The sequence below is a fragment of the Oceanobacillus massiliensis str. N'diop genome, assembly GCF_000285495.1.
Lineage (GTDB): Bacteria > Bacillota > Bacilli > Bacillales > Amphibacillaceae > Oceanobacillus > Oceanobacillus massiliensis.
Genome location: NZ_HE610978.1, coordinates 728,522 through 753,342, shown reverse-complemented (window position 1 = coordinate 753,342; position 24,821 = coordinate 728,522). Strand labels below are relative to the sequence as shown.

Genomic DNA, 24,821 nt, shown 5'->3' with positions numbered 1-24,821 from the left:
ACCATTAACTGGTTTCATCTTTTTTTGCTTAGTGTGTCTGTTATGGATGTAATTGCACCGTCGCCGGTTACATTACATGCCGTTCCGAAGCTGTCTTGAGCTAGGTATAGGGCTATCATGAGTGAGACCATGGTTGGTCCGAAGCCAAGCATGGTTTCTAATAGGCCAATGGCAGCCATTACAGCTCCTCCTGGGACTCCAGGAGCGGCTACCAACGTTATTCCAAGCATTAGCAGAAACGGGAGGACAATCCCAAATGCCGTGGATTCACCCTGCAGAAACATAACTGCCATCGCACAGCTCATTAAAGTAATGGTGCTTCCGGACAAGTGAATGTTTGCCAAAAGTGGGACTGTGAAGTCAGCCGTGTTTTCCCGAACCTTAAGCTTTTTAGTATGCTGTAGCGTTACAGGGATTGTTGCTGCAGATGATTGTGTGCCCAAAGCCGTAAAATAGGCGGGTGACATTTTTTTTAGCATGGCAAAGGGATTCTGTCTGCTTAGGGAACCTGCAATGGAATATTGAAAAATCAAGTACAGGATATGTAAAATGATGATCATGATAAACACTTTTGCAAAGACACTTAAGATGGTTGCAACTTGTCCCGCATACGTCATATTGGCGAATATCCCAAAAATATGAAACGGAAGCAATGGGATTATCACTTTGGCAATGACAAGCTGTATAATGTCGCGAAAGTCATTTGATAATGTTAGAAGTGCATCACTCTTAGTTGCTGCTATTCCAATACCGATTACAAATGAAATTAGAAGTGCTGTAACAACTTCAATAGGAGGTGCCATTTCGACGGTGAAAAAAGCTTCGCTCAGTCCCTGGGTAGGATCTGAGAAGTTCTTCAGCGACTGACCGCTAAGTATGGAAGGGTATAATGCCCTTGCAGAGAAATATGCAATGATTCCGGCAATGACGGTTGATGCGTATGCCAGAAGTGCAGTCAGACCTAACAGTTTACCGGCGCCGCGTCCCATAAACCCGATCCCTGGTGTGATGAAACCGATAATAATAAGTGGAATTATAAAGCTCAAAAAGTTACCGAAGAGTCCATTGAAAGTCGCAAATAGACGGATGAACCAATTATTTGCTATGGAGCCAATGACAATACCGAAGATAATTGCTGTAATAATTCTTGAAAGTAAACCAAATCGTTTCATTATGCTCTCCCCTTTGCTGTGTTATTTTTTCAATTATACATGCTCATGCAGGCAGAGTTCAAAAAAGGAATAATTTTGAATAATTTGAAATGGAAGTGCTTCCGAAGAATGCACTTCCATTTCGTTCATTACTATCTGTTTAACTCATTCCAAAAGGACTGCCTGTTTTACCGGAGCCGCCTCCAGAAAGGAAAGGCATCATTTTCTGTACCGTTTGGCCGAGACTCTGATTATTTCTTGTCATCGTGTAATATGTTGCTGCACCAACCCCCACAGAAGCAACTATTGGCAGCCAAGCACCATTTTTTTGCATTCCATATCACCCTTTCTGAATGAAGTTACAGACAGGATTAGGATGGGTTAACAATCGGAAAACATGCCAGGAATCATATACCAGTTGCTGCATTCATGCCGGCGAGTCTTCCCGTAACAAGCGCGGAGGTAATATTATAGCCGCCAGTATAGCCATGAATATCCAATATTTCCCCGCAAAAATAAAGTCCATGCATGAGCTTGGATTGCATGGTATTCGGTACGATTTCCTTGATTGAGATGCCACCACCTGTTACAAATGCCTTTTCAAGGGGAAGTGATCCATGAACATCGAAGGTGAAGTTTTTAATCATCTGAACAATGGATCGTACAGTCTCTTTGGATACATTCGCACATTTCTGTTCTTCATTGACCTCATTTTGTGTGAGAATATAGGTTAGCAGCCGCTCTGGAACGATACCTTTGACAACATTCTTGAAGGCCTTTTTGGGGCTTTCATCCATCATGTTCAGGATATCCTGCAGGAGCTGTGTCTCTTTCATTTCCGGCAATGCATCAAGAATCATGGGTACCTTTCGCTGACCTTTCATCAATTCTTTGACAACAAATTGGGAGCAGCGCAATACTGCCGGTCCTGACACCCCAAAATGTGTAAAGATCATGTCCATTCTATGGGTAATGATTGATTTTCCTCTCTTGTTCAATACAGATAAGTCAACTTCACGCAGCGATAGACCCTGCAAGCTTTTATTTTGAATAAAGCTTTCCTTGGAGGTCAAGGCAACTTCAGTTGGATAAAGTTCTGTAATCGTATGTCCGGCTTTTTTTGCCCAAGCATAGCCATCACCTGTAGAGCCGGTATGCGGGACCGCCTTACCGCCTGCAGCAATCACAATTGCTTTTGTATCAATCTTTTTACCGTCTGATAAGATGACGGTGTGCATGGAGTCGTCATAATGAACGGCTTCAACCTTTGTATTCATTTTTACCGTTACATGCAATTCGCTTAATTTATGGATCAGTGCATCAACCACACTTTTTGCAGAATTCGATACAGGGAACATACGCCCGTGATCTTCCTCTTTAAGTGCAACACCCATATTTTCAAAAAAATCGATGATATCATAGTTATTAAAGATGGAAAATGCGCTATAAAGAAATTTTCCATTTCCGGGGATATGCTTGATAACTTCTTCTTGTGGGAGGCGATTGGTTACGTTGCATCTACCGCCGCCTGATATGGCGAGTTTTTTCCCAAGCTTGCTGCCTTTTTCGAGCAGCATCGTTTTTGCTCCGTGCTCTGCTGCAGAGATGGCTGCCATCAATCCGGAGGGACCCCCGCCAATTACAATCACGTCATATGTCAATTCAATTCATTCCTTTCGTAAGTATATTACCATAATCCAAAAGTGGAAGCGACTTGTCGCGATCACAGTTGCATTATGGGTTATTTGAAGTGAAGCCGAATACTGCTTGGAGGATATGAAAAAGATGCCCGAAAAAAATGACGTGCAGAACGAATGTTATAGAGAGAAACAGTCATGGAATTATGATAAAATGAGTTTTAGTATGGATAAAGAAAAAATGCTATCGATAGAATCAAAGCTTAAAATATGAATGAACAAAGATGCGGGTGAAATAATGTCGAAAATTTTAAGAGGCACATTGCTTTTGACTGGTGCTTCGTTTTTATCTAAATTTCTGGGAATGATTTATGTCATTCCTTTTTATGATCTAGTGGGTGAAACGGGAGGAACATTGTTTTCCTTTGCATACGCACCCTATAGTATATTTATAAGTCTTTCTACTGTTGGAATACCGTTAGCGGTATCCAAATTTGTTTCCAAGTATAATTCACTGGGTGATTATGAATCAAGCATGCGAATGTTCAAGGCTGGAAGTACACTGATGCTAGGTACAGGGTTTGTCGCCTTTTTAATCATGTTTCTCAGTGCGGATTGGATCGCCCAATTTCAAATACAGGGGGAAGATACAGATGTTACGGCCAGTGATGTGGCATTTGTCATCCGGATGGTCAGCATTGCGCTGATAGTCATTCCTTCCATTAGTATTGTACGGGGATTCTTTCAGGGACATGAATCGATGGGACCGACAGCCGTTTCGCAGATTGTGGAGCAGATTGTCAGGATTGCCTTTATTTTAGTGGGTGCCTTCGTCATTCTTCATGTTATGGGGGGCTCGGTCGTTACGGCAGTAGGTTTTTCTACATTTGCTGCTTTCATTGGAGCTTTGGCATCATGTGTGGTATTGGCCATTTACTGGAAAAAGAGAAAACCATATCTGGATTTGCAGGTGTCCAGGCAGCGTTACACGTATAATCTGCAAATGAGTGATCTATTGAAAGAATTATTTCGTTATGCAGGTCCATTTGTATTGGTCGGACTTGCCATACCGCTCTATCAATTTATTGACCAATTCACATTTCAGCCGGCAATGCGTGCCAGCGGACGAGAGGATATCTGGGTAGTTGCCTATTCTGTCATTAATATGTATGGCCACAAAATAGTTATCATCCCAATGACGATAGCTACAGGGCTCTCATTGGCAATGTTGCCAAGCTTGACACAGTCTTTTACACAGAAAAATGAGCAGATGTACACGAAACAGATCAATCAGTCACTCCAGATCATTTTAGTGCTCGTTATTCCTGCTTCGCTGGGGATTGCCATTTTGGCCGATGAGGCGTATGGAGCATTGTTTGATATGGACAATCTTTCATTGACAGGATCATTACTTGCCTGGTATGCACCAATCGCGCTGCTCTTTGCCCTGTTTACCGTGACATCAGGAATTCTGCAGGGTATCGACCAGCAGAACTATGCTGTGCTCAGCTTAGTCGCGGGTATTTTGGCAAAAATTCTATTAAACAGCCAGCTTATCCAAATGTTTGGCGCAAAGGGGGCGATCTTCGGTACAGCCCTTGCTTCGGGAATTGCGGTTATTCTAAACTTCTGGCGGATTAAAACAGCACTCGCTTTTAAATTTAAACAAACGATAAAACGGACGATGCTGATTGGTATCTTTGCCCTGATTATGGCTATCGTCGTCTGGATATTAAAGGCCATTATGGGAATCTTCCTCCCTTATGGGGAAGAACGCTGGGCAGCGGTCCTAATGCTCGTAATCGGTGCAGGCGGCGGTGGATCCGTTTATCTGTTGCTTGCCTATTCATCCACATTGCTTGAACGGATATTCGGTGGACGAATACCTCTAGTCGGACGCTTTCTGGGAAGGTAAAAAGGAGAACTGAATATGCGCCTTGATAAGTTACTGTCCAATATGGGAATTGGAAGCAGAAAAGATGTCAAAACTTTACTAAAGAAGAAACAGGTTTTGGTTAATGGGAAAGTCGTTAAGGACAATGGTATGAAGGTTGACCCCATACGTGATGAAATCAGCCTGGATGGAGAAGCTATCCACTACAGGCAATACATTTATCTAATGATGAACAAGGCGCCTGGCTATATATCTGCAACAAGCGACACGCGCGAAAAGACAGTGATTGATCTGCTCGGGGAAGATGTGCGTCATTTTCAGCCATTTCCGGTCGGCAGGCTTGATAAGGATACGGAAGGACTGTTGCTGCTGACGAATGACGGAGACCTTGCACACCAGCTTGTTTCACCTAAGAAGAACGTCGGAAAGACCTACTATGCTAAGATTTCCGGTTTTGTTACCGAAGACGATATAGCTGCCTTTGGTGAGGGGGTCATGCTGGAAGACGGGTATGTATCCAAACCAGCTGAACTTGTCATTATAAACAGTGATGCCGTTTCAGAAATCAAAGTAACCATCACTGAAGGGAAATTCCATCAAGTGAAGCGGATGTTTGAAGCAGTGGATAAGAAAGTCATTTACCTGAAGCGTTTGAGTATGGGGGACCTGGTATTAGATGAAAATCTGAGGCTTGGAACCTACCGTGAATTGTCAGAAAGTGAATTAGCATACTGTATGTCACTAAAAAATAAATGAGGGATCCCAGATGTCACATTACTTTATTGCCATCCATCTGCCGGAAGAGCTGCAGCAGTTGCTCTCAAAATGGCAGCAAATAGTAAAAGAACACCTATCCTATAAACAGTGGCCCCATATGGAGGACCTGCACGTTACCCTAAAGTTTCTTGGTGAAGTGGACGATAATAGATTGAAACAGTTAAGACATGAATTACAGGAAGTAAACAATATCCCGGCATTTGATTTGGGGGTCGGAGGCATTGGCATGTTCGGTAATCCAAAGAAACCCCGTGTCATATGGTCAGGGGTTAAAGGAAATCCTGTATTGTCAAGTCTCCAGCAAACTGTAGAAGAATGCTGTTTGCGAATCAATTATGAAAGAGAGAATCGGGAATACCGGCCACATATTACATTGGCAAAGAAATGGAATGGAGCGAGCAGTCTGAATGATGATACCTGGTCCAGGCTTCAGGAACAATTGAATGAACGAGCAATGCTGCATGTAAAGGAAATGGTTCTTTTTCGAATCCATCCGTCTAAAACACCAAAATATGAAGTGGTAGAACGGTATCCGCTAAAACCAGAGTCTTAAAAAAGGTCTCCTGGAAAATTGGCGCTTACCAACAATAGAATTATATAACCAATGAAATGAAAAGGGGAAAGGTATCATTATTTTTCCCGGAGTTTCCCTAAATCCGCGTTGCAATTAATCCCCGTTGCAGATGACTTACAGTGTAAATAGATGCAGAATGCTAATTATAGCCAAGCGTGCTTGATTCGTCAGATAGCAGTCGACTGCATGTGGCGATAAAGCACGCCCATTAAATTGGAGGAGGTGTTACCAATCGCCCAGCTTATCAAACTTCAGGATTACATTTCACGCTATGAATGGAATACCTACCGTTATCCAACCCAATATATTCGTCTTAAAAATGAGAATTGGAACAAGCTGTACAGTGTTTGGATGAATCCCAGCTTGCAGGAATTGGCCGAACCATCGGAAGCTGAATTGGAATCAGAGCAGCAGATGGGGAAGTTTTCCAAGTTAAAAGCGAAGTTAAAGCGAAAACAGAAGGAAGCTGAATCCTATCCAGAAACTGATTCTGACTCCGAGCCAGAAGCTAATGAATATGCAGACCTTCCGGAGACGGAGGAAGCGCTAAAACAATACTTTTTAAATAAGCTAATAGGGCATCAGATGAAGTGGGCAACGTCAACCGTTTCGAGTACTTCGTTTGTAGACAGAAATTATTATAGTGACCCATTGCTTAAATACTTGCTGCAGGGATTTCCCGATACGTATTTAATCATGTATTTTCCAATATTTGCGATTAAAAAGGCGCCGATTGAATCGGAAATCTTGCTGATTAGTCCGATAGCAATTGAAATTGTTCGCTTCCTTGAAGAAAGTCCAAATTCGGTCATTATGGCCGGTGATGAACGAACATGGTCCATCGAAACAGGGAATGAGCAGAAGAAGATTCTTAATCCAATTATTGGACTCAAGCGCACAGAAAGGCTGGTAAGCAGTATCCTGGCCAGCCAATCGATAGACTTTCCTATAAAGAAGACCATTTTGTCCCGAACCAATTCTATTATTTTTAACACGGAACCATATAATACGAGAATAGCGGGTAAAAAGGATTATGCGGATTGGTTTAAAGAAAAGCGCCGTTTAACATCGCCATTAAAAAACATTCAATTGAAGGCAGCAGAGGCATTGCTGAAAAATTGCCAGACAACTTCAATTAAACGACCGGACTGGGAAAAGGATGATGCCCCTTCTACGGTGTCTGATCTTGAGGAATAGGCAGGTATATTCATGAACTGGCATTGTATGCGGTAGGTGTTTCTTTTGAAAACCGTCCCATATAGAAGACATGATTAGCATAAAGATGTGAGAATATGGAAGATGAGCTCTGAGCCAACCGGCAGATTGGAAACTAATTCCTGGCATATGGGGCATTTTCAAGTATGAAGGGGCAGAGAAATTTGTAAATTAACAGTGAATACACCGGGCAAATGTCAAATCAAATTTGTATTTTAAGGGAATTCACTATAAAATGTATTATTGAATGCTAATTTTGAAAGATGTGAAACAGTTATGATTGAATGGCTTGGACAAGTATTAGGTATTGGTTGGAAAATAACACCGGCAGGCGGGCTCACTGGTGATGCCTTTGTGGCGGAGAAAGACAATAGAAGGCTTTTTCTAAAGCGTAATTCATCCCCGTTTCTCGCTGTGCTATCTGCTGAAGGAATTGTTCCCAAGCTGATTTGGACAAAGCGGATGGAAAATGGAGATGTCATTACTGCTCAGGAATGGCTCGAAGGCCGAGCATTAAAATCACATGAAATGCAGCATCAGCGGGTTGCTGATATTCTGCATAAAATTCACCATTCAACTGAATTATTGCATATGCTCCTCCGCATGGGGAAAAAGCCTGTCACATCTGATGAGAGCCTGGAAAATCTTTATCATCTAATAAGTTCTATGGGAACTGTTGGTAAGCATGAGGAAGTACAAAAGGCGGTTGGCCACTTGATAAAGCTGCTGCCAACAACACGGAATCAGGAACTTGTTGTCTGCCATTGTGATATTAATCATAACAACCTCATTCTTACCGAAGACGGCAATATCTTTCTGGTTGACTGGGATAATGCAATGATTGCAGACCCAGTTACCGATTTTGGTATGCTGCTGAAATGGTATATTCCAAAAGAAAATTGGGATAGCTGGCTCACTCGATATGGTGTGACACCAAGCAGTGGACTATTCGAGCGGATGTACTGGTACCTGCTGCATGATGCTATTCAGTTTTTAAGCTGGCACACGAAACGTAAGGAGCCAGCCAAAGCAATGGAACGTTTGAATGATTTAAAGGAAATAAATGAACAAATAACCACGACTATTCTAAAGTAGTCTGTTGTATCGCACTTATCCAATTATGAAGATTATCCTTATTTGAAGTTATATGATCCGGCTGGCTTGGAGCAGATTCGCCCTGCCTGCCGTAATTATAAATGTCTGGCAGCAGACTAAGCAGCTGATTGTCGGTTATACTATTGTTTGCCAGCATGGATTTGACTAAACGTTCTATCTGCTGGAACTCACTTACACTTCCGCAGCAGTCAAGCTGCTGTTCATCCAACAAGTCGAGCAGCAATGTTAGTTGATTGTTTACATTAAGTGTCATCCTAATCACCTCAGAAGTTAGTTTAGTCTGTTTCGTATATTCTATTCAATAAGCAGTAAAGAGAGGGAACACAATGCGTCAAAGACATAAACCATGGGCAGATGATTTTTTGCTGGAAAATAATCATATCGTTATTCCGAATGCCAAGGAGAACAAAGGGAAATGGCAATCTGTTTTCAAAAAGAATCAGCCTATTCATATAGAAGTCGGAACCGGAAAAGGCCAATATCTGGTAGGAATGGCCAAACAGCATCCGGATATTAATTTTATTGGAATTGAAGTGGCAAAGAGTATCATTGTATCGGCAGCACAGAAAGTAGTGGATGCTGAGGTCGATAACCTGCTGCTCCTAAATGAAAATGCAGCAGATCTTAGGGAAATGTTTGCAGAAAATGAAATTGCCACCATTTATCTTAATTTCTCTGACCCATGGCCAAAAAACCGCCATGAGAAAAGAAGACTCACATACCGCACATTCCTGGAGCAATATAAGGAAGTTTTGGATCCTGAGGGCAAAGTTATTTTCAAAACTGATAATCGCGGACTATTTGAATATTCGTTAGTGAGCTTCTCGGAATTCGGAATGCTGCTTGAAGAAGTAAATCTTGACTTGCATGCAATTGAAGATCCGCTGAATGTGATGACTGAATATGAAGAGAAGTTCGCAGCAAAGGGCCAGGTGATTTACCGGAGCCGCGCCAGCTTTTAAAAAAGCTGGGTTAAAGCATTTTTGAGCTTCTATATACGATTATGCAGAACAGAGCCTCCTTATTGGCTCTACCCGCTGGATAATTTGCATAATATATAGAAAAAGCTTGACATTTTATAGGGGAATTTGTCATAATAACATCAATAACTTAAATGAATACACCTTTAAAACAGTCCAGTGAGGCTGGTAAGGTTGCTGCAGATAACTTGTATGGTTTTTTACCTATGCATGAAAATGAAGGCTTTTGCCTCCATTCTGTTCTGCTCCAGACACTTTGCCAGATCGCCAGGCAAGGTGTTTTTTATTATAAAATAGGGGAGAGGATACGATGAATCAACGGGAAATTCAGGTAGATGAACGTTTACCAATATTACAGAGCCTGCCATTAAGCGTCCAGCACTTATTTGCAATGTTTGGATCGACAGTACTTGTACCAATATTATTCGGAGTTGATCCGGCAACAATCTTACTAATGAACGGTATTGGAACATTACTCTATATATTCATAACAAAAGGACAGATTCCTGCATATCTTGGGTCCAGCTTTGCATTTATCTCACCAGTGACGGCTGTATTGACAACAGGCGGGGGATATGGAGCGGCGCTTGGCGGGTTCTTCGTTGTAGGGCTGGTGCTTGTTATCATTGGGATTATCGTAAAATTTGCTGGAACATCTTGGATTGATGTTATTTTCCCGCCGGCAGCAATGGGAGCAATTGTCGCGGTAATCGGGCTTGAGCTCGTACCGACAGCAGCAGACATGGCCGGGTTGATAGCACAGCCTGATACATCAAGAGATACTACAGCAATCTTGGTTTCCTTGCTGACGCTCGGAGCAACGATTGTTTTCTGGGTAACCATGCGCGGATTTATGAAAATTATCCCGATTTTACTGGGAATCGTAACCGGCTATATTATTGCAACTTTCTTCGGTATTGTTGACTATTCGGCAGTCCGGGAAGCAGCCTGGATCCAAATGCCAACATACTATCGAATTGAATTTAATTGGTCAGATATTCTGATAATCCTGCCGGCTGCACTTGTTCTCGTTCCGGAACATATCGGTCACTTGGTGGTTACCGGAAACATTGTTAAGAAAGACCTTGTAAAGGAGCCTGGACTTGATCGCTCGTTATTCGGAAATGGTATATCGACTATGATTTCCAGTTTCTTCGGTTCGACACCAAATACAACATATGGAGAGAATATCGGAGTTCTTGCCATCACAAGGGTGTATTCCACCTGGATTATCGGAGGGGCAGCAATAATCGCTGTGGTTTTATCCTTCTGCGGTAAATTGGCTGCGCTGATTTCTTCTATTCCAACACCTGTTATGGGCGGGATTTCCTTACTGTTATTCGGAATTATTGCAGTAAGCGGTCTGCGTATGCTAGTTGAACAGCAAATCGATTATAATAATTCACAGAACCTAATTCTGACATGTGTTGTTTTGGCAATTGGTATCAGCGGGGCATCGATTCAGATTGGAACAGTAGCATTAAGCGGAATGGGACTTGCAACGATTGTCGCTATTTTAGTCAGCCTGTTCTTTAAATTACTGGATGTACTGAAGCTATCAAATGAATAGGAAACTGAATAGGAAATGTAAGCCCTGCAAAGTGATTTGCAGGGCTTTCTCTTTGATGGAATGGAAGCGCGGAAATATTGGGAGAAGCGCGGAATTATCGGGAGAAGCGCGGAAATATTGAGAGAAGCGCGGAAATACTGGGAGAAGCGCGGAAATATCGAGAGAAGCGCGGAAATATCGCGGGAAGCGCGGAATTATCGGGAGGAGCGCGGAATTACCGCCGGAACCGCGGAATTATCGCGGGAAGAATATTGGAAGAAGCGCGGAAATACTGGGAGAAGCGCGGAAATATCGGGAGAAGCGCGGAATAATCGCCAAAAGTGCGGAATCACCGCCAGAAGCGCGGAATTACCGCCAGAAGCGCGGAATTATCGCCAGAAGCACGGAATTACCGCTAGAAGCGCGGAATAATCGCCAGAAACGCGGAAATATCGTGAGAAGCGCGGAATTACCGCCAGAAGCGCGGAATTACCGCCAAACCCGCGGAATTACCGCCGGAAGCGCGATTTTCAAAAATAGTTGCCGAAAACTATAATAAAACCAAATAAAAAAAGCAGTGGAGTCTATAGCTCCACTGCTTTCACTTGAATTGTTAACTTATCCTTGGACGCCCTGTTTGGACAGGGTGCGTTTGTTCACCCAGATACGGTTATGATTGGTGTTTTCCGGAAAAGACTCACCAGCACTTAGTTTTATCTGCTGTGGATCATTCACATTACTGCCAGTCTCTCCCACTTCGATATACACGCCATTATTTGGAGCCTTTTGGCCAACACGAAATTGCGTTCCTTCACCCATATCATCACTCCTCATCCCAGTGTTCCCTTAGTATGGATGAATCTCAGGATAATCATGAATGGCAATAACAGGATAGGCAAATGAATCACAGAATCGACATCATTTGACAAATTTCGGGAAGTGACAGGCACCTCAGTGGCACCTTAGCGGTATTCGTTTACTTCGAATAGGTCGATGAGTTCTATTTTGGGATTTTTATCTTTGAACCAATTTAATGCAAATTCGTTTCGGAACAGAACCAGGTGGTTTCCGTCACGGTCTTTGCAAAGCAGGTTCCCGCCATCGAATAATGATTCATCAACCTGATCTTCTTTTAACCATCTTGGTATACGTTCACCGATTGGTTCGAACATTACCTCGGCATTATACTCATTCTGCATCCGGTATTTGAATACTTCATATTGTAGTTCTCCTACCGCCCCGAGGATAAAGGAGTCTGTTAGTTTGTCCCGGAATAATTGGATGGCACCTTCCTGTACAAGCTGCTCAATCCCTTTTCGGAACTGCTTTGATTTCAGCACATTTTTAGCTGTAACCTTTTTAAATACTTCTGGCGGAAATTGCGGCAGTTCATCGTATTCGAAATCGGTCTTTCCTTCAATCAGGGTATCACCAATCTGGTAGGCATTCGGATCATATATTCCAATGATATCTCCAGCAAAAGCCTCGTCGATTGTTTCCCTGGCCGAGGCCACCATTTGCTGGGATTGGGAAAGCTTAAATACTTTTCCGGTTCGCGACAACCGTACACTCATGCCTCTCTCAAATTTTCCAGAGCATACACGAAGGAAAGCTACACGATCACGATGGGCAGGATTCATGTTCGCCTGGATTTTGAAAATAAATCCGGAAAAGTCCGGATTATCAGGCTGAATGATCCCCATTTCTGATTTCCGCGGTGTTGGTGTTGGCGCCATATTAATAAACGTATCAAAAAACAGCTGAACGCCGAATGGAGCAAGCGCACTGCCGAAGAATACAGGAGTTTGCTCTCCATCCAAGACGGCTTCCAAAGAAAATTGATCACCGGCCTCATCCACCAGTTCAAGTTCTTCTCGTGCTGCCACATAAGTCGGATTGGCAACAAGGTCTGAATGCTCTGGATTATCTAGTTCGGCGGATGGTATATAGGTTTCCTCTTCATTTACATTATGTTTCACAAATTGTTTGCCATAACGGTCAAAAATTCCGAGAAAGCCTTTACCCATTCCGGCAGGCCAGTTCATAGGATATGTCTCGATATCCAGAACCTGCTCGATTTCTTCCAGCAGCTCGAGTGGTTCTTTTCCTTCCCGGTCCAATTTATTGATAAAAGTAAAGATGGGAATTCCGCGCATGCGGCATACTTTAAAGAGCTTCAGTGTTTGAGCTTCGATTCCTTTCGTAGAATCGATAATCATAACGACACTGTCGACAGCAGTCAACGTTCGGTAGGTGTCTTCACTGAAATCCTCATGGCCCGGTGTATCCAGAATATTAACCTGATAACCATCATAGGGAAAATTCATCACACTGGACGTAACGGAAATTCCACGCTGCTTTTCAATTTCCATCCAATCTGACGTTGCAAACTTTCCGGATTTTTTCCCTTTAACGGTTCCGGCAGACCGGATCAGGTTTCCGTATAATAACAGTTTCTCTGTCATGGTCGTTTTCCCTGCATCAGGGTGGGAAATAATTGCAAATGTTTTTCGTCTCTTTACTTCTTCTTGTATATTCATAAAAAAATCCCTTCTATATTGAAATATCTAATTCTATTGTTAAATTAATATGGGATTTTCATGTTACATTGGAATAACGCTCCTTTAGTTCCTTTGATATAATATAACTGCACCAAATAATACTATACTATAGTCGAATTCTTTTTTCGATTAATTTTAAATAAATCCTATAAATAAATGCTCAAAATGAGAAATACTTCGAGAAGCGGCATTCTCTAAAATGATGCCGACATAAGAATTGCCAGTGGACATTGTAAAATAGACTTTAGATGTACACACTGACACGGATTTTTGAACTTTTTGCAGGAGAAAGGATCATCATAATGTTCAAACTTAATCAGCAAATCATCAGGGACCGATGCGGGGATGTTTCCTTTAAAAGGGGGGAAGCCTTTTACCGCAATGGTAAGGTCTTCTTTAAAGAGATCAGCTCCAATTACATTCATGCTATCGTTCGTGCTGCAGAGGATTTCCATGTCACCATTGAGAAAAAGGACAAGGGCAGTATTCATACGGACTGCAGCTGTCCAAAGCTTGCTTCTTTTCAGAAGGAATGCCAGCATGTTGCGGCAGCTTTACTTGCATTATATGAATATGAACAGGGAGATTCTACGAAGGAACTCCAATCTGACATGCTGACAAAAGGATTATTAAACCTGTTTGAAGACAAGCAGGTACATTCCAGCGGGCAGCAGCTGCATTTTGAAAAACGAACCGTGCTTGATGCCGAATTTATCTGCAGTCCGGTTCAAGTTGATCAAGATCAGTATATGTTCGGTATCGAACTGGAGATCAATGGGACAGGTGTACAGCGAATCCGTGACTTTTTGCAGGCAGTACAGAAGGGCATACGAAATCTCCTTTCTCTCACATTCACTTATGATCCTGCTCTCCATTGTCTTTCGAACGATGCAGATCAAATAATCCAGCAGCTCATTCAAGTAAATCGTGATGAAAAAGCCTATCTTGATGCAATGCCCCAAGTGTATCATGCTGAAAATAATCCCGGAATGCTGCTGATTCCTCCTTCTTCATGGGAAAAGCTGGAGCCTTTGTTAACGAAGGCATCTACAGTAAATCTCAGGTATGATGGGAAGTCCTATGATGGTCTTATCTTGGTGGATGAAACACCTCCATTAAACTTTTACTTCAAAGAGGCAGGTCAATCCGGGTACCAATTGGAGGTCAAAGGTCTACATTCCATGGTATTGCTATTTGCTTATCGTACGGCCATCATGGACGGGAAACTGCTTGTCTTAAAGGATGAAGAGAACCAGCGTCTCCACGAACTGAAACAAATGCTTGCTGCTTCCGGCACCAATCAGATTCCGATTCCTGCTGAACAGATGAAGTATTTTATGGAAAAAGTTGTGCCGGGGCTCCGGAAGATGGGCAATGTTCATTTATCTGATTCTGTCATTAATCGATTTGAAACAACCCCGCTATCTGCCAAGCTATATTTAGATCGTTTAAAGGACCGGCTCCTTGCTGGAATTGAATTTCATTACGAAAACATGATCATTGATCCATTTGAATCACAAGAGAAGCATGGCGGATTGATGATCGTTCGGGATACGGAAAAAGAGAAACAGATTTTGGAACTTATGGATGAGAGTTCTTTTGTGAAAACTGATGGTGGTTATTTTCTCCAGAATGAAGAATTGGAGTATCACTTTCTGTACCATTTACTGCCCGAGCTGCAACAGCTTGTTCAGGTGTATGCAACCACTGCCGTCAGGACAAGGATCATAAAGAACCCTGCAAGGCCGAAAATCAGGATAAAGCATAAAAGGGAACGCACCGATTGGCTGGAATTCAAATTTGAAATGGCTGGAATTCCAGAACAGGAAATTCGTGATCTATTGTGGGCGATTGAGGAGAAGCGTAAATATTACCGGCTGCGTGATGGCACATTGATGTCACTTGAGGCAAGGGAAATGGAAGAGATTCGGCAATTTCTATTGGCTGCACCAGTACAGGATGAAGATTTGGAGCAAGGAATGGAGGTACCGCTCGTGAAGGGACTCCAATTAATCGATGCTGTCGCGGATACGGATACATTTTCAATCGAGGACTCTTTCAGGACATTTATCGAAAAAATCAGCAATCCCGGCAACATGACATTTGCAGTGCCGAAAGGACTTGATTTGATTTTAAGGGATTATCAGAAGCAGGGCTTCCGCTGGATGAAGACTTTGGCAAGCTACGGGTTTGGCGGTATCTTGGCTGATGATATGGGGCTTGGCAAGACATTGCAAAGTATTGCTTTTATTGACTCAGAGCTGACTGAAATCCGAACGAGCAAACTGCCGGTGCTTATCGTCTGTCCGTCATCCGTCACATATAATTGGCTCCATGAATTAAAGAAGTTCGTTCCAGAAATTCGGGCTACCGTTGTTGATGGGGATGTGGCAGCCAGAAGAAAATTACAGCGTGATCTGGCTGGTATAGATGCCATGATTACTTCCTATCCGATGCTTCGCAGTGATATCGACTGGTTTGGCAGGCAACAATTTCATACTGTATTTTTCGATGAAGCGCAGGCGTTTAAGAATCCGACAACCCAGACAGCACGTGCAGTGAAAAAAGTGCAGGCACGCAATCGTTTTGCATTGACAGGCACACCTGTAGAAAATCAGCTGGAAGAACTATGGTCCATTTTCCATGTTGTGTTTCCGGAGCTGTTTGGCGGATTGAAGGATTACAGCAATCTGTCTCGGGGGAAGATTTCCCGAAGAATCCGCCCGTTTATGCTGCGCCGGGTAAAAGAAGATGTATTGAAGGAGCTTCCGGATAAACTGGAGACTACTGAATCCGTGGAACTGCTGCCCGAACAGAAAAAGCTGTATGCCGCCTATTTAGCGAAACTCCGTCATGATACATTGAAGCATCTCAATAAAGAAACGATTCGCAAAAACAAGATTAGAATTCTGGCAGGTTTAACGAGATTGCGGCAAATATGCTGTCATCCGGCCCTGTTTGTAGACGGTTATAAGGGGAGTTCCGCTAAATTAGTGCAGCTGCTGCAGATTATGGAAGAAGCGAGAAAATCCGGACGTCGTGTGCTGATCTTCTCCCAATTTACTAAAATGCTCGAAATCATTGGCAGGGAATTGGCCAATCAAGGGAGACCGTTCTTTTATCTGGATGGAAAGACCCCATCAGAAGAGCGGGTGGAGACGTGTAATCGATTTAATGACGGGGAAAGGGATGTCTTTCTTATCTCCTTGAAGGCAGGAGGGACCGGTCTTAATCTGACAGGAGCCGATACGGTAATATTATATGATTTATGGTGGAACCCTGCAGTTGAGGAACAGGCGGCAGACCGGGCACACCGGATGGGGCAGCAGCACACAGTACAAGTCATCAAGCTGCTTGCCCGTGGAACGATAGAGGAAAAGATGAATGACCTGCAGGAAAAGAAGCGGAACCTAATTGAAGAGATTATTGAATCCGACGAAAAATCGCAACCCACCCTGACCGAAGAAGACATCCAGGAACTACTAGGTGCCTGTCACTCCCCGAATTAGCTCGAATTTTGTCGAATACCGAACAGTGCCAGGCACTGTTCGGTATTTACTTGAAATTATAGAAGATTTATGTAATAGTATAATTGAAATATAACTACATAACTAAAGATAAGTTGTAGGGGGACCGGTGTTGCTGGTTGAGATTGTATCCGTTAGATACTGACTCTTAGAACCTGATCTGGCTAAGACCAGCGTAGGGAACATGCTTGATACGTATATTTTAGGTTAATTGTATGCGCCCAGGTTTCCATATCCTGGGCGCTTTTTGATTTTTTGGAATATCGTATTGCACATGCTGCTCCTATTAAACTTATAATTTTAGTTTAAAGAGATGGGGAGTTTTTAGAATGAGAAAGTTACTATTTTTAAGCATCATGCTAGTCCTGCTTGCAGCCTGTAATAATCCACAGGAGCAAGGTACGGCAAACACAGAAGAATTAAAAGAGCTGACCGTTGTATTGGACTGGACGCCAAACACGAATCATACCGGGTTGTATGTAGCAAGAGATAAAGGATATTTTGAAGATGCTGGGCTGGACGTGGAGATTATTATGCCGGGAGAGGCAAGTGCCGAGCAGCTTGTCGCCTCAGGGAAAGCGGAATTCGGCATTAGCTATCAGGAAGGCATTACAGAGGCACGCATTCAGGATGTACCGATTGTCTCCTTAGCAGCCATTATTCAGCATAATACATCCGGTTTTGCATCATTGGAAGAGAGCAATATCACTGCGGCAAAGGACTTTGAAGGGAAATCCTATGGAGGTTTCGGAGCGCCGGTTGAACAGGCTATCATGGAGTCCATTATGAATCAGGATAATGCCGATGTGGAGCAGGTTGATATAGTCAATATTGGAGATGCGGACTTTTTTACTTCGATGGAGCAGGGGATTGATTTTGCATGGATCTATTATGCCTGGACAGGTGTGGAAGCGGAACTTCGCAACCAGCCGATTAATATGATTTATCTGACTGATTACAGCGAAAAGCTGGATTATTATACACCGGTACTCGCCACCAATGAGGCGATGATAGAAGATGAACCAGAGACCGTTAAACAATTTATGAATGCCGTATCAAAAGGGTATGAATTCGCAATTGATAACCCTGAATCAGCAGCGGAAATACTGATTGATGCTGTGCCTGATCTGGATCCCGAGCTGGTAAAAGCAAGCCAGGAGTGGCTGTCACCTAGGTACCAGGATGATGCAGAACAATGGGGAGTGCAAAAACTGGTGGTATGGGAGAACTATGCCGAGTGGATGTATGAGAACAATCTGCTGGAAGACCAGCTGGATAGTGAGAGAGCATTTACAAATAAATTTTTACCAAAAATTGGGGAGGAATAAATATGGCAAATGCGCTATTAAGCATTCAAGTTATCCCAAAGACAAATAACGGAGAAGATTCGATTCCATTGGTGGATGAAGCAATTGCGGTTATTCAGGAATCTGGCGTGAAGTATCAGGTGAATCCATTGGAAACAACCATGGAAGGGGAACTTAGCGAGTTATTTGGAATTGTAGAAAAGGTGAATGAGAGAATGATTGAAAAAGGATGCCCCAGTGTCATATCGCAAATTAAAATCCTATACAAGCCGGATGGAGCGTCTATGGAACAATTGACGGAGAAATATCGCTAATGAAAGGTTTATGGAAAAAAGGATGGAGACCAATTCTGGTTCTCTTCCTTTTGTTTATCATCTGGGAAGCGTGCACGCGAATCTTTGAAATACCGGGATGGTTGCTTCCAAGCCCAATAGAGGTCTTTAAAGAAGCGGTCACTGGCCGATCTGTCTACTCGGTACATATTACTTCAACGGTTCAATTAGTTATTACTGGGTTTTTAATAGGAAGCAGTGTAGGTATTCTCGTTGCTATAATCTTGCACCTGCTCCCACTGATGAGACAGGCATTTTATCCGCTAATTATCGTATCGCAAAATATACCAATCATCGTGCTGGCTCCATTATTAGTAATTTGGTTTGGGTTTGGAGTTTTGCCGAAATTGATTGTGATTACACTAATTTGTTTTTTTCCGATTACCATTGCATTACTGGAAGGGTTCAAGCAGACAGATGCCGATTTAAAACACTATGTTCAAATGGCCGGTGCCACAAATCAGCAGATTTTCTGGAAACTGGAATGGCCACATGCATTCCCATCTTTATTTTCCGGACTGAAAATTTCGGCGACATATAGTGTGATGGGGGCAGTGATATCGGAATGGCTCGGGGCAAGCAAAGGGATTGGGGTTTATATGACCCTCGCTTCTTCCTCCTACCGTACGGATCGAGTATTTGTGGCAATCCTGCTAATTATTGCGCTAAGCCTGATTTTCTTTGCACTGATTCTGATAGTTGAAAAAAGGCTGATAAAGTGGAAGCCGATAGAAAAGGGGAATCATCTTGAGTCATCTTGAGATTAGGCAGTTGTCAAAATCCTTTGAAGGGAAAGAGGTCCTGACTGATGTTAATTTTTCAGTGGATGATGGCGAGTTCGTCTCCTTGCTCGGACCATCAGGGAGCGGGAAGAGTACGCTATTTCAGAATATAGGCGGAATCAGTCTGCCTTCCTCTGGTTCGATTTATTTGAATGGTGCAGAGATAAACGGCAATCGTGGTTCCATCAGCTATACACCGCAATCACCTTCATTAATGCCATGGCGGACCATATTGGATAATGTCCTCCTTGGTCAGGAAATAGCTGGCAACAGGGATAAGGATAAGGCACTGCAAATGATAGTTCGGGCAGGACTGAAAGGATATGAAAATGCATATCCGCATGAGTTGTCGGGAGGCATGAAACAGCGGGTTTCATTTATACGCAGCTTGTTAAGTCCACAGGAGCTGATTCTACTGGATGAACCATTCTCTGCATTGGATGAGTTTACGAGAATCGATATGCAAAAATGGCTTTTATCCATCTGGGATGAATACAAACGCTCTATTTTATTTATTACACATCATATCGAAGAAGCTATTTTTCTATCGGATAGAATTATTATCTTATCAGGAAAACCGGCAACGGTAAGCAAAGAATTTGTCATACCATTTGCGCGTCCCCGCAATGAGGACATACTGCTTTCTGAAGAATTCTTACAATGGAAAAAGCGCATATACGAAGAAATGAAGGAAAGTCCCAACTCTTAGGTGCCTGTCACTTCCCGAATTAGCTCGAATTTTGTCGAATACCGAACAGTGCCAGGCACTGTTCGGTATTTGGTTTATTTTAGGTGGTAAGAGGAATAAGTAAAGATAGGGAATGGATTATTTAATCGTGTTTCTTATTGGATAGGATTCCATTAGCCATTCTCCATTCGATAGGAGGATAAACTAAAATGAAAGTGAAAATAAATGATAACACACTAGCATTAATGGTAGGCGATATAACCGAACAGGAAACAGAGGCGATTGTGAATGCCGCGAATGGCTTGCTTCAAGGCGGGGGCGGAGTAGACGGAGCGATTCATCGTGCCGCTGGTAAGGACTTGCTTGAGGAATGCCAGAAGATTCGTCAAGCAGAGTTAAAGGGGGAGGAATTGCCAACAGGAGAAGTTATCATTACAGCAGGATATAATCTTCCTGCCAATTTTGTCATTCACACGGTTGGCCCTGTCTGGAATGAGAATCCGGATATGGAAGAGGATCTGCTTGCCAATTGTTACCGGAACGCACTGCTGCTCGCGAAGGTAAGGAATATAAAGAGCATCTCTTTTCCTTCCATATCAACTGGCGTTTATCGTTATCCAATCGATCAGGCATCAGAAATCGCTCTTGAAACCATCGTTAACTTCCTTGGGGAAAATGAATTTGGGGATGTTGTCATCACACTGTTTGAACAGGAGGATTATGAAGTGTATGAAGCGGCACTGAAAAATTTAATGGAGCAGTAGCTTGCCTTTTCACTTTGCTGAGAAGGCTTTTTCTATATCAATACCACTAATTCGACAAAAACCGCCAAAAAGCGGGAAGTGACAGGCACCTATGAGGCACCTATAATATCCCCTTTGCTCTTTATCCTGGTATCCATTAGAATGAGAAGTGTATATGTCAGAAACATTTGAATAGTGTTTTTTTGACGGGGTGTTCTGTTCATCCTTCCATCCCGTACACTCAAATTCTAAAGGGGGATAAATGATGATAAAAAACAAATCAAGCGAAATTATGGAACAGACAGACCGTTACGGGGCACATAACTACCATCCACTGCCAATCGTCGTTGCTGAGGCTGAAGGTGTTTGGGTAAAAGATCCTGAAGGCAATAAGTTTATGGATATGCTCAGTGCGTACTCCGCTGTAAACCAGGGGCACCGCCACCCAAAAATTATAGCAGCACTGAAAGAACAAGCTGATAAAGTAACATTAACATCACGTGCATTCCATAATGAACTACTAGGACCATGGACAAAGCGAGTTGCTGAATTAACCGGTAAGGATAAAGTTCTGCCGATGAATACAGGGGTTGAAGCAGTAGAAACTGCCATCAAGGCTGCCCGGCGCTGGGCATATGAAGTAAAGGGTGTAGCAGACAGCAGGGCAGAAATCATTGCTGCAAAAGGAAACTTCCATGGGCGTACATTAAATGCGATCTCTCTATCAAATGATCCGGGAGCAACTGAACATTACGGGCCGTTCGTACCGGGCATTAAAAAAATTCAATACGGGGATGCTGCAGCAGTTCGAGCAGCGATTACAGAAAATACCGCTGCGGTTATTCTTGAACCAATCCAAGGCGAGGCTGGTATCGTCATTCCCCCAGACGGCTATCTAAAGGAAGTACGTGATATTTGTACAGAGAACAATGTATTATTTATAGCGGATGAGGTGCAAACAGGTTTTGCCCGGACAGGTAAGATGTTTGCCTGTGAATGGGAAAATGTCATACCAGATATCTTTGTAATGGGAAAAGCGTTAGGCGGCGGTATTCTGCCAGTATCCGCCATCGCAGCTGACAAGGAGATTATGGATGTCTTCACACCAGGTTCGCATGGATCAACATTTGGCGGAAATCCTCTAGCCTGTGCCGTATCTCTTGCCGCCCTTGATGTCATCGAAGAAGAAGACTTAGCAGGCAAGTCATTAGTATTAGGGGAATATTTTGCTAATGCATTACGTGAAATCGATAATCCGGATTTAATAGCCATCCGTGCACGTGGATTATTCATTGGCGTGGAATTTAACAAACCTGTTCGTTCCTACTGTGAGAAATTGAAGGAAGAAGGGGTATTGTGCAAAGAAACCCATGAGAACACGATACGATTTGCCCCGCCTCTAGTCATCACCCAAGAAGAACTGGACTGGGCCATAGAAAAAATCGTAAGGTGCCTGTCACTACCCGAAATTTGTCAATAATTGTCGAAAACCGAACAGCATCTAATGCTGTTCGGTTTTCAACTTTTAGTGTAAACTAATAATTATACTTAATTTAAAATTCAAATAATAGTTGCTAAATACATCGTAAAACAGGGAGCTGAGACATATGAAAATGCTATTTATGCTAAGGGATGCCTTTATTGAGGCAAATCCGAAGCTTTTAGAGAATGCAGGTACACTAGGGGAAGCCAAAGTGCTTTTCACAGACCAGGGAATTGCTAAAGAACAGCTGAAAAGAGAAGTGGCAGATGTGGATGTCATTGTTGTTGCGGTAGTTAAAATAGATTCGGAAATTATCGATGCTGCCCCAAATCTAAAATACATCATGAAATTTGGATCGGGATTTGACAACATTGATCATATCTATGCGCGTGAAAAAGGAATCCCCGTTACAAATGTGCCTGGCCAGAATACGGAAGCTGTAGCTGATTATGCCTTTGGTCTGATGATCACAGCTGCAAGGCATATCACACGAAAAGATCGGGAAATAAAATCCAGCCACTGGGAGCTCTCTATGGGCCATGAGATTTTCAATAAGCGTCTGGGAATCATTGGATTTGGCAATATCGGAAAGGCGATTGCAAGACGTGCTGCCGGGTTCAATATGGAAATTAATGCATACGGCAATCATAAGGATTATGATGCAGCAACCCGTTTAAACGTCAATTTTATGGAACTGGATGAACTATTCCAGACGTCAGACCTTATCATTATCTGTACTAACTTGAATGAAACAAATAGGAAGATGGTCAACCCTGATACATTGAAACTGATGAAACCAACAGCGATTCTTATCAACATATCCCGTGGTGGTTTAATTGATGAAGAAGCGCTGACAGAGGCATTGAAAAATAATAGAATCGGTGCTGCGGGTCTGGATGTATTTGCGGAAGAACCAACGAAAAGTGAACTTGCTGGTTTGCCAAATGTCATTGCAACGCCACATATTGGCGGAGCTACATATGAAGCAATAACAAGGATTGGTGATGTCGCGTTCGAGAATTTAAAAAGATTTGGTGAAGGTATGGAACTCAAGCATTTGGTGAACTAAAATGATTCTGCTGTAGAGGCTGTTCCAATCGAATAGACGAAGATTCAGTGGGAAGGTGAGTCCTTTTATAAAACTTAATAAGGGGAACTTCAATGCTGCCTAGCCCATTAATTTAAATTCTTCTGCATAATCTGCTAACAGAATATCGATAAAAACCGAACGCGGATCGGGATATGGCATCGATTCCTTCTAGGCGGTAATCGTGAAAAAACAGATGAAAATCGTTAGAATCGATTTCATCTGTTTTCGCATGTTTTTCCAGTTATCTTACATTTAGTTATACTTAGTAACAGATATCCCTGCTAGCTGCATAATTGTCATGTCATCCATGGGCGGATTATGCAGACCAGCACGGACATCGCGGTAATAACGCTGCAGAGGATTTTTTTCAGATAGGCTTCGGGCACCAACAATTCGCATAGCTAGATCAACTACTTCAATCGATTTATTTACGACAGAAAGTTTAGCCGCACCAAGCTCTGGTCCCATTGTCTGTCTATAATCCTCATCAGCCTCATCCCATTTTTTGGCAGCGCCGTAGAGAAAATACCTGGACTCCAGCATTTTGAGTTCCATTTCCCCGAGCTTTTGTTTTACATTCGGCAGGTCAGAGATGGTCCCTTGAATGCTGTTTGGGGAATAGCTTGCAGCAAATTTTACCGCGTATTCCTGGGCAGCGCGGGCAATTCCAAGATAGCATGCTGGAATATGCAAAAGCCATCCAGCGGCATTCTTTTTCCCAGGCGAGATGTGTTCAACCAAATCAGCTTTTCCTACATGTACATTTTCTAAAATAAGATCATGACTGCCCGTTCCCCGCATTGCTATAGAATCCCACGTTTCTTCCACCTTGACGCCATCTGCCCCGCTTCTGATAAGGAAATTGCCTGCCTGATCGGTACCATCAATGGTTGCGCTGACTACGAAATAATCGAGAATTGGCGATAATGTCGTGAAAATTTTTCTGCCATTGATTACCCAGCCTTCCGTAACTTGCTTTGCGATGGTTTCTGGCTTGCCGCCGCGGGTAGGGCTGCCAGTCGCAGGTTCAGACGCGGCATTATTCAATAAAGCGCCATTTTTAGTTACATCGCTTGCAATGGTTTTGTATGTTTCAGAATCCCAAATATCATGTTCACCAAGGTGCTTCATGATGCCCATATGCCAGCCTATGGAGAGTGCGGTAGATCCATCGGCCTTTCCGATAATCTCTTGATAACGCAGCATTTCGTACAGTGATATTCCGCTTCCGCCATATTTTTTAGGAATGGTCAAACCTGGATAGCCAATGCTCTTTAGATCCTGGAAATTTTCGAATGGAAAGGTAGCATCCTTATCATATTTGCTTGCTCGATCTGTAAAAGGCTCAACTGTTTTAGTTAGTAAATCAATTCTTTCTTCCAGTGAATTTAAATCTGCTAAATTCATGCTAAAGC

23 protein-coding genes and 1 riboswitch are annotated in these 24,821 nt (G+C 42.8%); of the genes, 16 read left to right on the top strand and 7 right to left on the bottom strand.

Annotated elements, in window-relative coordinates; all coding sequences use genetic code 11:
• Positions 1 to 14 precede the first annotated feature (14 nt).
• The 3 genes from OMHG_RS13565 to OMHG_RS13560 form a co-directional block, all read right to left on the bottom strand.
• Positions 15 to 1,172 (bottom strand): dicarboxylate/amino acid:cation symporter, encoded by a 1,158-nt coding sequence (locus OMHG_RS13565; RefSeq protein ID WP_010651430.1) that lies wholly within the window; start codon positions 1,170 to 1,172, stop codon positions 15 to 17.
• A gap of 139 nt (positions 1,173 to 1,311) precedes the next feature.
• Positions 1,312 to 1,485, bottom strand: coding sequence for a hypothetical protein (locus tag OMHG_RS18790; protein ID WP_010651429.1), 174 nt, complete (start codon positions 1,483 to 1,485; stop codon positions 1,312 to 1,314).
• A gap of 73 nt (positions 1,486 to 1,558) precedes the next feature.
• On the bottom strand, positions 1,559 to 2,812 hold the full coding sequence (locus OMHG_RS13560) for a BaiN/RdsA family NAD(P)/FAD-dependent oxidoreductase (RefSeq protein ID WP_010651428.1): 1,254 nt from the start codon (positions 2,810 to 2,812) through the stop codon (positions 1,559 to 1,561).
• Positions 2,813 to 3,086: 274 nt separating this feature from the next.
• On the opposite strand from OMHG_RS13560, the gene OMHG_RS13555 reads away from it, so the two are divergent.
• The 5 genes from OMHG_RS13555 to OMHG_RS13535 all read left to right on the top strand — a co-directional run bounded on the left by OMHG_RS13555 (position 3,087) and on the right by OMHG_RS13535 (position 8,343).
• Positions 3,087 to 4,703, top strand: coding sequence for a putative polysaccharide biosynthesis protein (locus OMHG_RS13555; RefSeq protein WP_044476944.1), 1,617 nt, complete (start codon positions 3,087 to 3,089; stop codon positions 4,701 to 4,703).
• A 15-nt stretch (positions 4,704 to 4,718) separates the two neighbouring features.
• Positions 4,719 to 5,438 (top strand): pseudouridine synthase, encoded by a 720-nt coding sequence (locus tag OMHG_RS13550; RefSeq protein WP_010651426.1) that lies wholly within the window; start codon positions 4,719 to 4,721, stop codon positions 5,436 to 5,438.
• Positions 5,439 to 5,448: 10 nt separating this feature from the next.
• Positions 5,449 to 6,012, top strand: coding sequence for an RNA 2',3'-cyclic phosphodiesterase (gene thpR, locus OMHG_RS13545; RefSeq protein ID WP_010651425.1), 564 nt, complete (start codon positions 5,449 to 5,451; stop codon positions 6,010 to 6,012).
• A gap of 243 nt (positions 6,013 to 6,255) precedes the next feature.
• Positions 6,256 to 7,230 carry a hypothetical protein gene (locus tag OMHG_RS13540; protein WP_010651424.1) on the top strand — a complete coding sequence of 325 codons (975 nt, stop codon included), beginning with the start codon at positions 6,256 to 6,258 and terminating at the stop codon, positions 7,228 to 7,230.
• A 294-nt stretch (positions 7,231 to 7,524) separates the two neighbouring features.
• The gene (locus OMHG_RS13535) at positions 7,525 to 8,343 is read left to right on the top strand and encodes a phosphotransferase family protein (protein ID WP_010651423.1); all 819 of its coding nucleotides are present in this window, start codon (positions 7,525 to 7,527) and stop codon (positions 8,341 to 8,343) included.
• Here OMHG_RS13535 and OMHG_RS13530 read toward each other — a convergent pair.
• Positions 8,330 to 8,617 carry a YtzH-like family protein gene (locus tag OMHG_RS13530; protein WP_010651422.1) on the bottom strand — a complete coding sequence of 96 codons (288 nt, stop codon included), beginning with the start codon at positions 8,615 to 8,617 and terminating at the stop codon, positions 8,330 to 8,332. The two genes, OMHG_RS13535 and OMHG_RS13530, sit on opposite strands and share 14 nt — an antisense overlap.
• A gap of 73 nt (positions 8,618 to 8,690) precedes the next feature.
• Between OMHG_RS13530 and trmB the strand changes: the two genes are divergently transcribed.
• The 3 genes from trmB to uraA all read left to right on the top strand — a co-directional run bounded on the left by trmB (position 8,691) and on the right by uraA (position 10,914).
• Positions 8,691 to 9,326, top strand: a complete 636-nt coding sequence (trmB, locus tag OMHG_RS13525; protein WP_010651421.1) for a tRNA (guanosine(46)-N7)-methyltransferase TrmB — start codon at positions 8,691 to 8,693, stop codon at positions 9,324 to 9,326.
• Between the two features lie 152 nt (positions 9,327 to 9,478).
• Entirely contained in the window at positions 9,479 to 9,658 is a 180-nt protein-coding gene (locus tag OMHG_RS13520; RefSeq protein ID WP_044476943.1) for a hypothetical protein, read from the top strand.
• Complete coding sequence (gene uraA / locus OMHG_RS13515) at positions 9,655 to 10,914, top strand: uracil permease (protein WP_010651420.1); 1,260 nt, start codon at positions 9,655 to 9,657, stop codon at positions 10,912 to 10,914. Before OMHG_RS13520 ends, uraA begins: the two co-directional genes overlap by 4 nt.
• Before the next feature lie 597 nt (positions 10,915 to 11,511).
• Here the strand turns inward: uraA and OMHG_RS13505 are convergent.
• Together OMHG_RS13505 and OMHG_RS13500 are read right to left on the bottom strand one after the other, a co-directional pair.
• Entirely contained in the window at positions 11,512 to 11,712 is a 201-nt protein-coding gene (locus OMHG_RS13505) for a YjzC family protein (protein WP_010651418.1), read from the bottom strand.
• 143 nt (positions 11,713 to 11,855) lie between these two features.
• Positions 11,856 to 13,433, bottom strand: a complete 1,578-nt coding sequence (locus OMHG_RS13500) for a peptide chain release factor 3 (protein WP_010651417.1) — start codon at positions 13,431 to 13,433, stop codon at positions 11,856 to 11,858.
• 323 nt (positions 13,434 to 13,756) lie between these two features.
• Between OMHG_RS13500 and OMHG_RS13495 the strand changes: the two genes are divergently transcribed.
• The 8 genes from OMHG_RS13495 to OMHG_RS13460 all read left to right on the top strand — a co-directional run bounded on the left by OMHG_RS13495 (position 13,757) and on the right by OMHG_RS13460 (position 23,385).
• Positions 13,757 to 16,963, top strand: coding sequence for an SNF2 helicase associated domain-containing protein (locus tag OMHG_RS13495; RefSeq protein WP_010651416.1), 3,207 nt, complete (start codon positions 13,757 to 13,759; stop codon positions 16,961 to 16,963).
• Positions 16,964 to 17,070: 107 nt separating this feature from the next.
• A riboswitch (TPP riboswitch) is annotated at positions 17,071 to 17,180 on the top strand.
• Positions 17,181 to 17,310: 130 nt separating this feature from the next.
• On the top strand, positions 17,311 to 18,309 hold the full coding sequence (locus OMHG_RS13490; protein ID WP_010651415.1) for an ABC transporter substrate-binding protein: 999 nt from the start codon (positions 17,311 to 17,313) through the stop codon (positions 18,307 to 18,309).
• Between the two features lie 2 nt (positions 18,310 to 18,311).
• Complete coding sequence (locus OMHG_RS13485; RefSeq protein WP_010651414.1) at positions 18,312 to 18,602, top strand: thiamine-binding protein; 291 nt, start codon at positions 18,312 to 18,314, stop codon at positions 18,600 to 18,602.
• The gene (locus OMHG_RS13480; RefSeq protein WP_010651413.1) at positions 18,602 to 19,381 is read left to right on the top strand and encodes an ABC transporter permease; all 780 of its coding nucleotides are present in this window, start codon (positions 18,602 to 18,604) and stop codon (positions 19,379 to 19,381) included. The genes OMHG_RS13485 and OMHG_RS13480 overlap by 1 nt, the downstream gene beginning before the upstream one ends.
• Positions 19,368 to 20,111, top strand: a complete 744-nt coding sequence (locus tag OMHG_RS13475; protein ID WP_010651412.1) for an ABC transporter ATP-binding protein — start codon at positions 19,368 to 19,370, stop codon at positions 20,109 to 20,111. Before OMHG_RS13480 ends, OMHG_RS13475 begins: the two co-directional genes overlap by 14 nt.
• A gap of 188 nt (positions 20,112 to 20,299) precedes the next feature.
• The gene (locus tag OMHG_RS13470; protein ID WP_010651411.1) at positions 20,300 to 20,854 is read left to right on the top strand and encodes an O-acetyl-ADP-ribose deacetylase; all 555 of its coding nucleotides are present in this window, start codon (positions 20,300 to 20,302) and stop codon (positions 20,852 to 20,854) included.
• Between the two features lie 244 nt (positions 20,855 to 21,098).
• A complete protein-coding gene (locus OMHG_RS13465) occupies positions 21,099 to 22,313 on the top strand; it encodes an ornithine--oxo-acid transaminase (protein WP_010651410.1) in 1,215 nt (404 codons plus the stop codon).
• Positions 22,314 to 22,440: 127 nt separating this feature from the next.
• A complete protein-coding gene (locus OMHG_RS13460; RefSeq protein ID WP_010651409.1) occupies positions 22,441 to 23,385 on the top strand; it encodes a 2-hydroxyacid dehydrogenase in 945 nt (314 codons plus the stop codon).
• 273 nt (positions 23,386 to 23,658) lie between these two features.
• Here the strand turns inward: OMHG_RS13460 and OMHG_RS13455 are convergent, their stop codons facing one another.
• A complete protein-coding gene (locus tag OMHG_RS13455) occupies positions 23,659 to 24,813 on the bottom strand; it encodes an acyl-CoA dehydrogenase family protein (RefSeq protein WP_010651408.1) in 1,155 nt (384 codons plus the stop codon).
• Positions 24,814 to 24,821: the final 8 nt, after the last annotated feature.

What these genes read in the sequence shown, in the direction of transcription:
- OMHG_RS13565 (WP_010651430.1), bottom strand. Translation starts at nt 1,172, where the DNA reads ATGAAACGATTTGGTTTACTTTCAAGAATTATTACAGCAATTATCTTC.
- OMHG_RS18790 (WP_010651429.1), bottom strand. Translation starts at nt 1,485, where the DNA reads ATGCAAAAAAATGGTGCTTGGCTGCCAATAGTTGCTTCTGTGGGGGTT.
- OMHG_RS13555 (WP_044476944.1), top strand. Translation starts at nt 3,087, where the DNA reads ATGTCGAAAATTTTAAGAGGCACATTGCTTTTGACTGGTGCTTCGTTT.
- OMHG_RS13550 (WP_010651426.1), top strand. Translation starts at nt 4,719, where the DNA reads ATGCGCCTTGATAAGTTACTGTCCAATATGGGAATTGGAAGCAGAAAA.
- thpR (WP_010651425.1), top strand. Translation starts at nt 5,449, where the DNA reads ATGTCACATTACTTTATTGCCATCCATCTGCCGGAAGAGCTGCAGCAG.
- OMHG_RS13535 (WP_010651423.1), top strand. Translation starts at nt 7,525, where the DNA reads ATGATTGAATGGCTTGGACAAGTATTAGGTATTGGTTGGAAAATAACA.
- OMHG_RS13530 (WP_010651422.1), bottom strand. Translation starts at nt 8,617, where the DNA reads ATGACACTTAATGTAAACAATCAACTAACATTGCTGCTCGACTTGTTG.
- trmB (WP_010651421.1), top strand. Translation starts at nt 8,691, where the DNA reads ATGCGTCAAAGACATAAACCATGGGCAGATGATTTTTTGCTGGAAAAT.
- OMHG_RS13520 (WP_044476943.1), top strand. Translation starts at nt 9,479, where the DNA reads ATGAATACACCTTTAAAACAGTCCAGTGAGGCTGGTAAGGTTGCTGCA.
- uraA (WP_010651420.1), top strand. Translation starts at nt 9,655, where the DNA reads ATGAATCAACGGGAAATTCAGGTAGATGAACGTTTACCAATATTACAG.
- OMHG_RS13505 (WP_010651418.1), bottom strand. Translation starts at nt 11,712, where the DNA reads ATGGGTGAAGGAACGCAATTTCGTGTTGGCCAAAAGGCTCCAAATAAT.
- OMHG_RS13500 (WP_010651417.1), bottom strand. Translation starts at nt 13,433, where the DNA reads ATGAATATACAAGAAGAAGTAAAGAGACGAAAAACATTTGCAATTATT.
- OMHG_RS13495 (WP_010651416.1), top strand. Translation starts at nt 13,757, where the DNA reads ATGTTCAAACTTAATCAGCAAATCATCAGGGACCGATGCGGGGATGTT.
- OMHG_RS13490 (WP_010651415.1), top strand. Translation starts at nt 17,311, where the DNA reads ATGAGAAAGTTACTATTTTTAAGCATCATGCTAGTCCTGCTTGCAGCC.
- OMHG_RS13485 (WP_010651414.1), top strand. Translation starts at nt 18,312, where the DNA reads ATGGCAAATGCGCTATTAAGCATTCAAGTTATCCCAAAGACAAATAAC.
- OMHG_RS13480 (WP_010651413.1), top strand. Translation starts at nt 18,602, where the DNA reads ATGAAAGGTTTATGGAAAAAAGGATGGAGACCAATTCTGGTTCTCTTC.
- OMHG_RS13470 (WP_010651411.1), top strand. Translation starts at nt 20,300, where the DNA reads ATGAAAGTGAAAATAAATGATAACACACTAGCATTAATGGTAGGCGAT.
- OMHG_RS13465 (WP_010651410.1), top strand. Translation starts at nt 21,099, where the DNA reads ATGATAAAAAACAAATCAAGCGAAATTATGGAACAGACAGACCGTTAC.
- OMHG_RS13460 (WP_010651409.1), top strand. Translation starts at nt 22,441, where the DNA reads ATGAAAATGCTATTTATGCTAAGGGATGCCTTTATTGAGGCAAATCCG.
- OMHG_RS13455 (WP_010651408.1), bottom strand. Translation starts at nt 24,813, where the DNA reads ATGAATTTAGCAGATTTAAATTCACTGGAAGAAAGAATTGATTTACTA.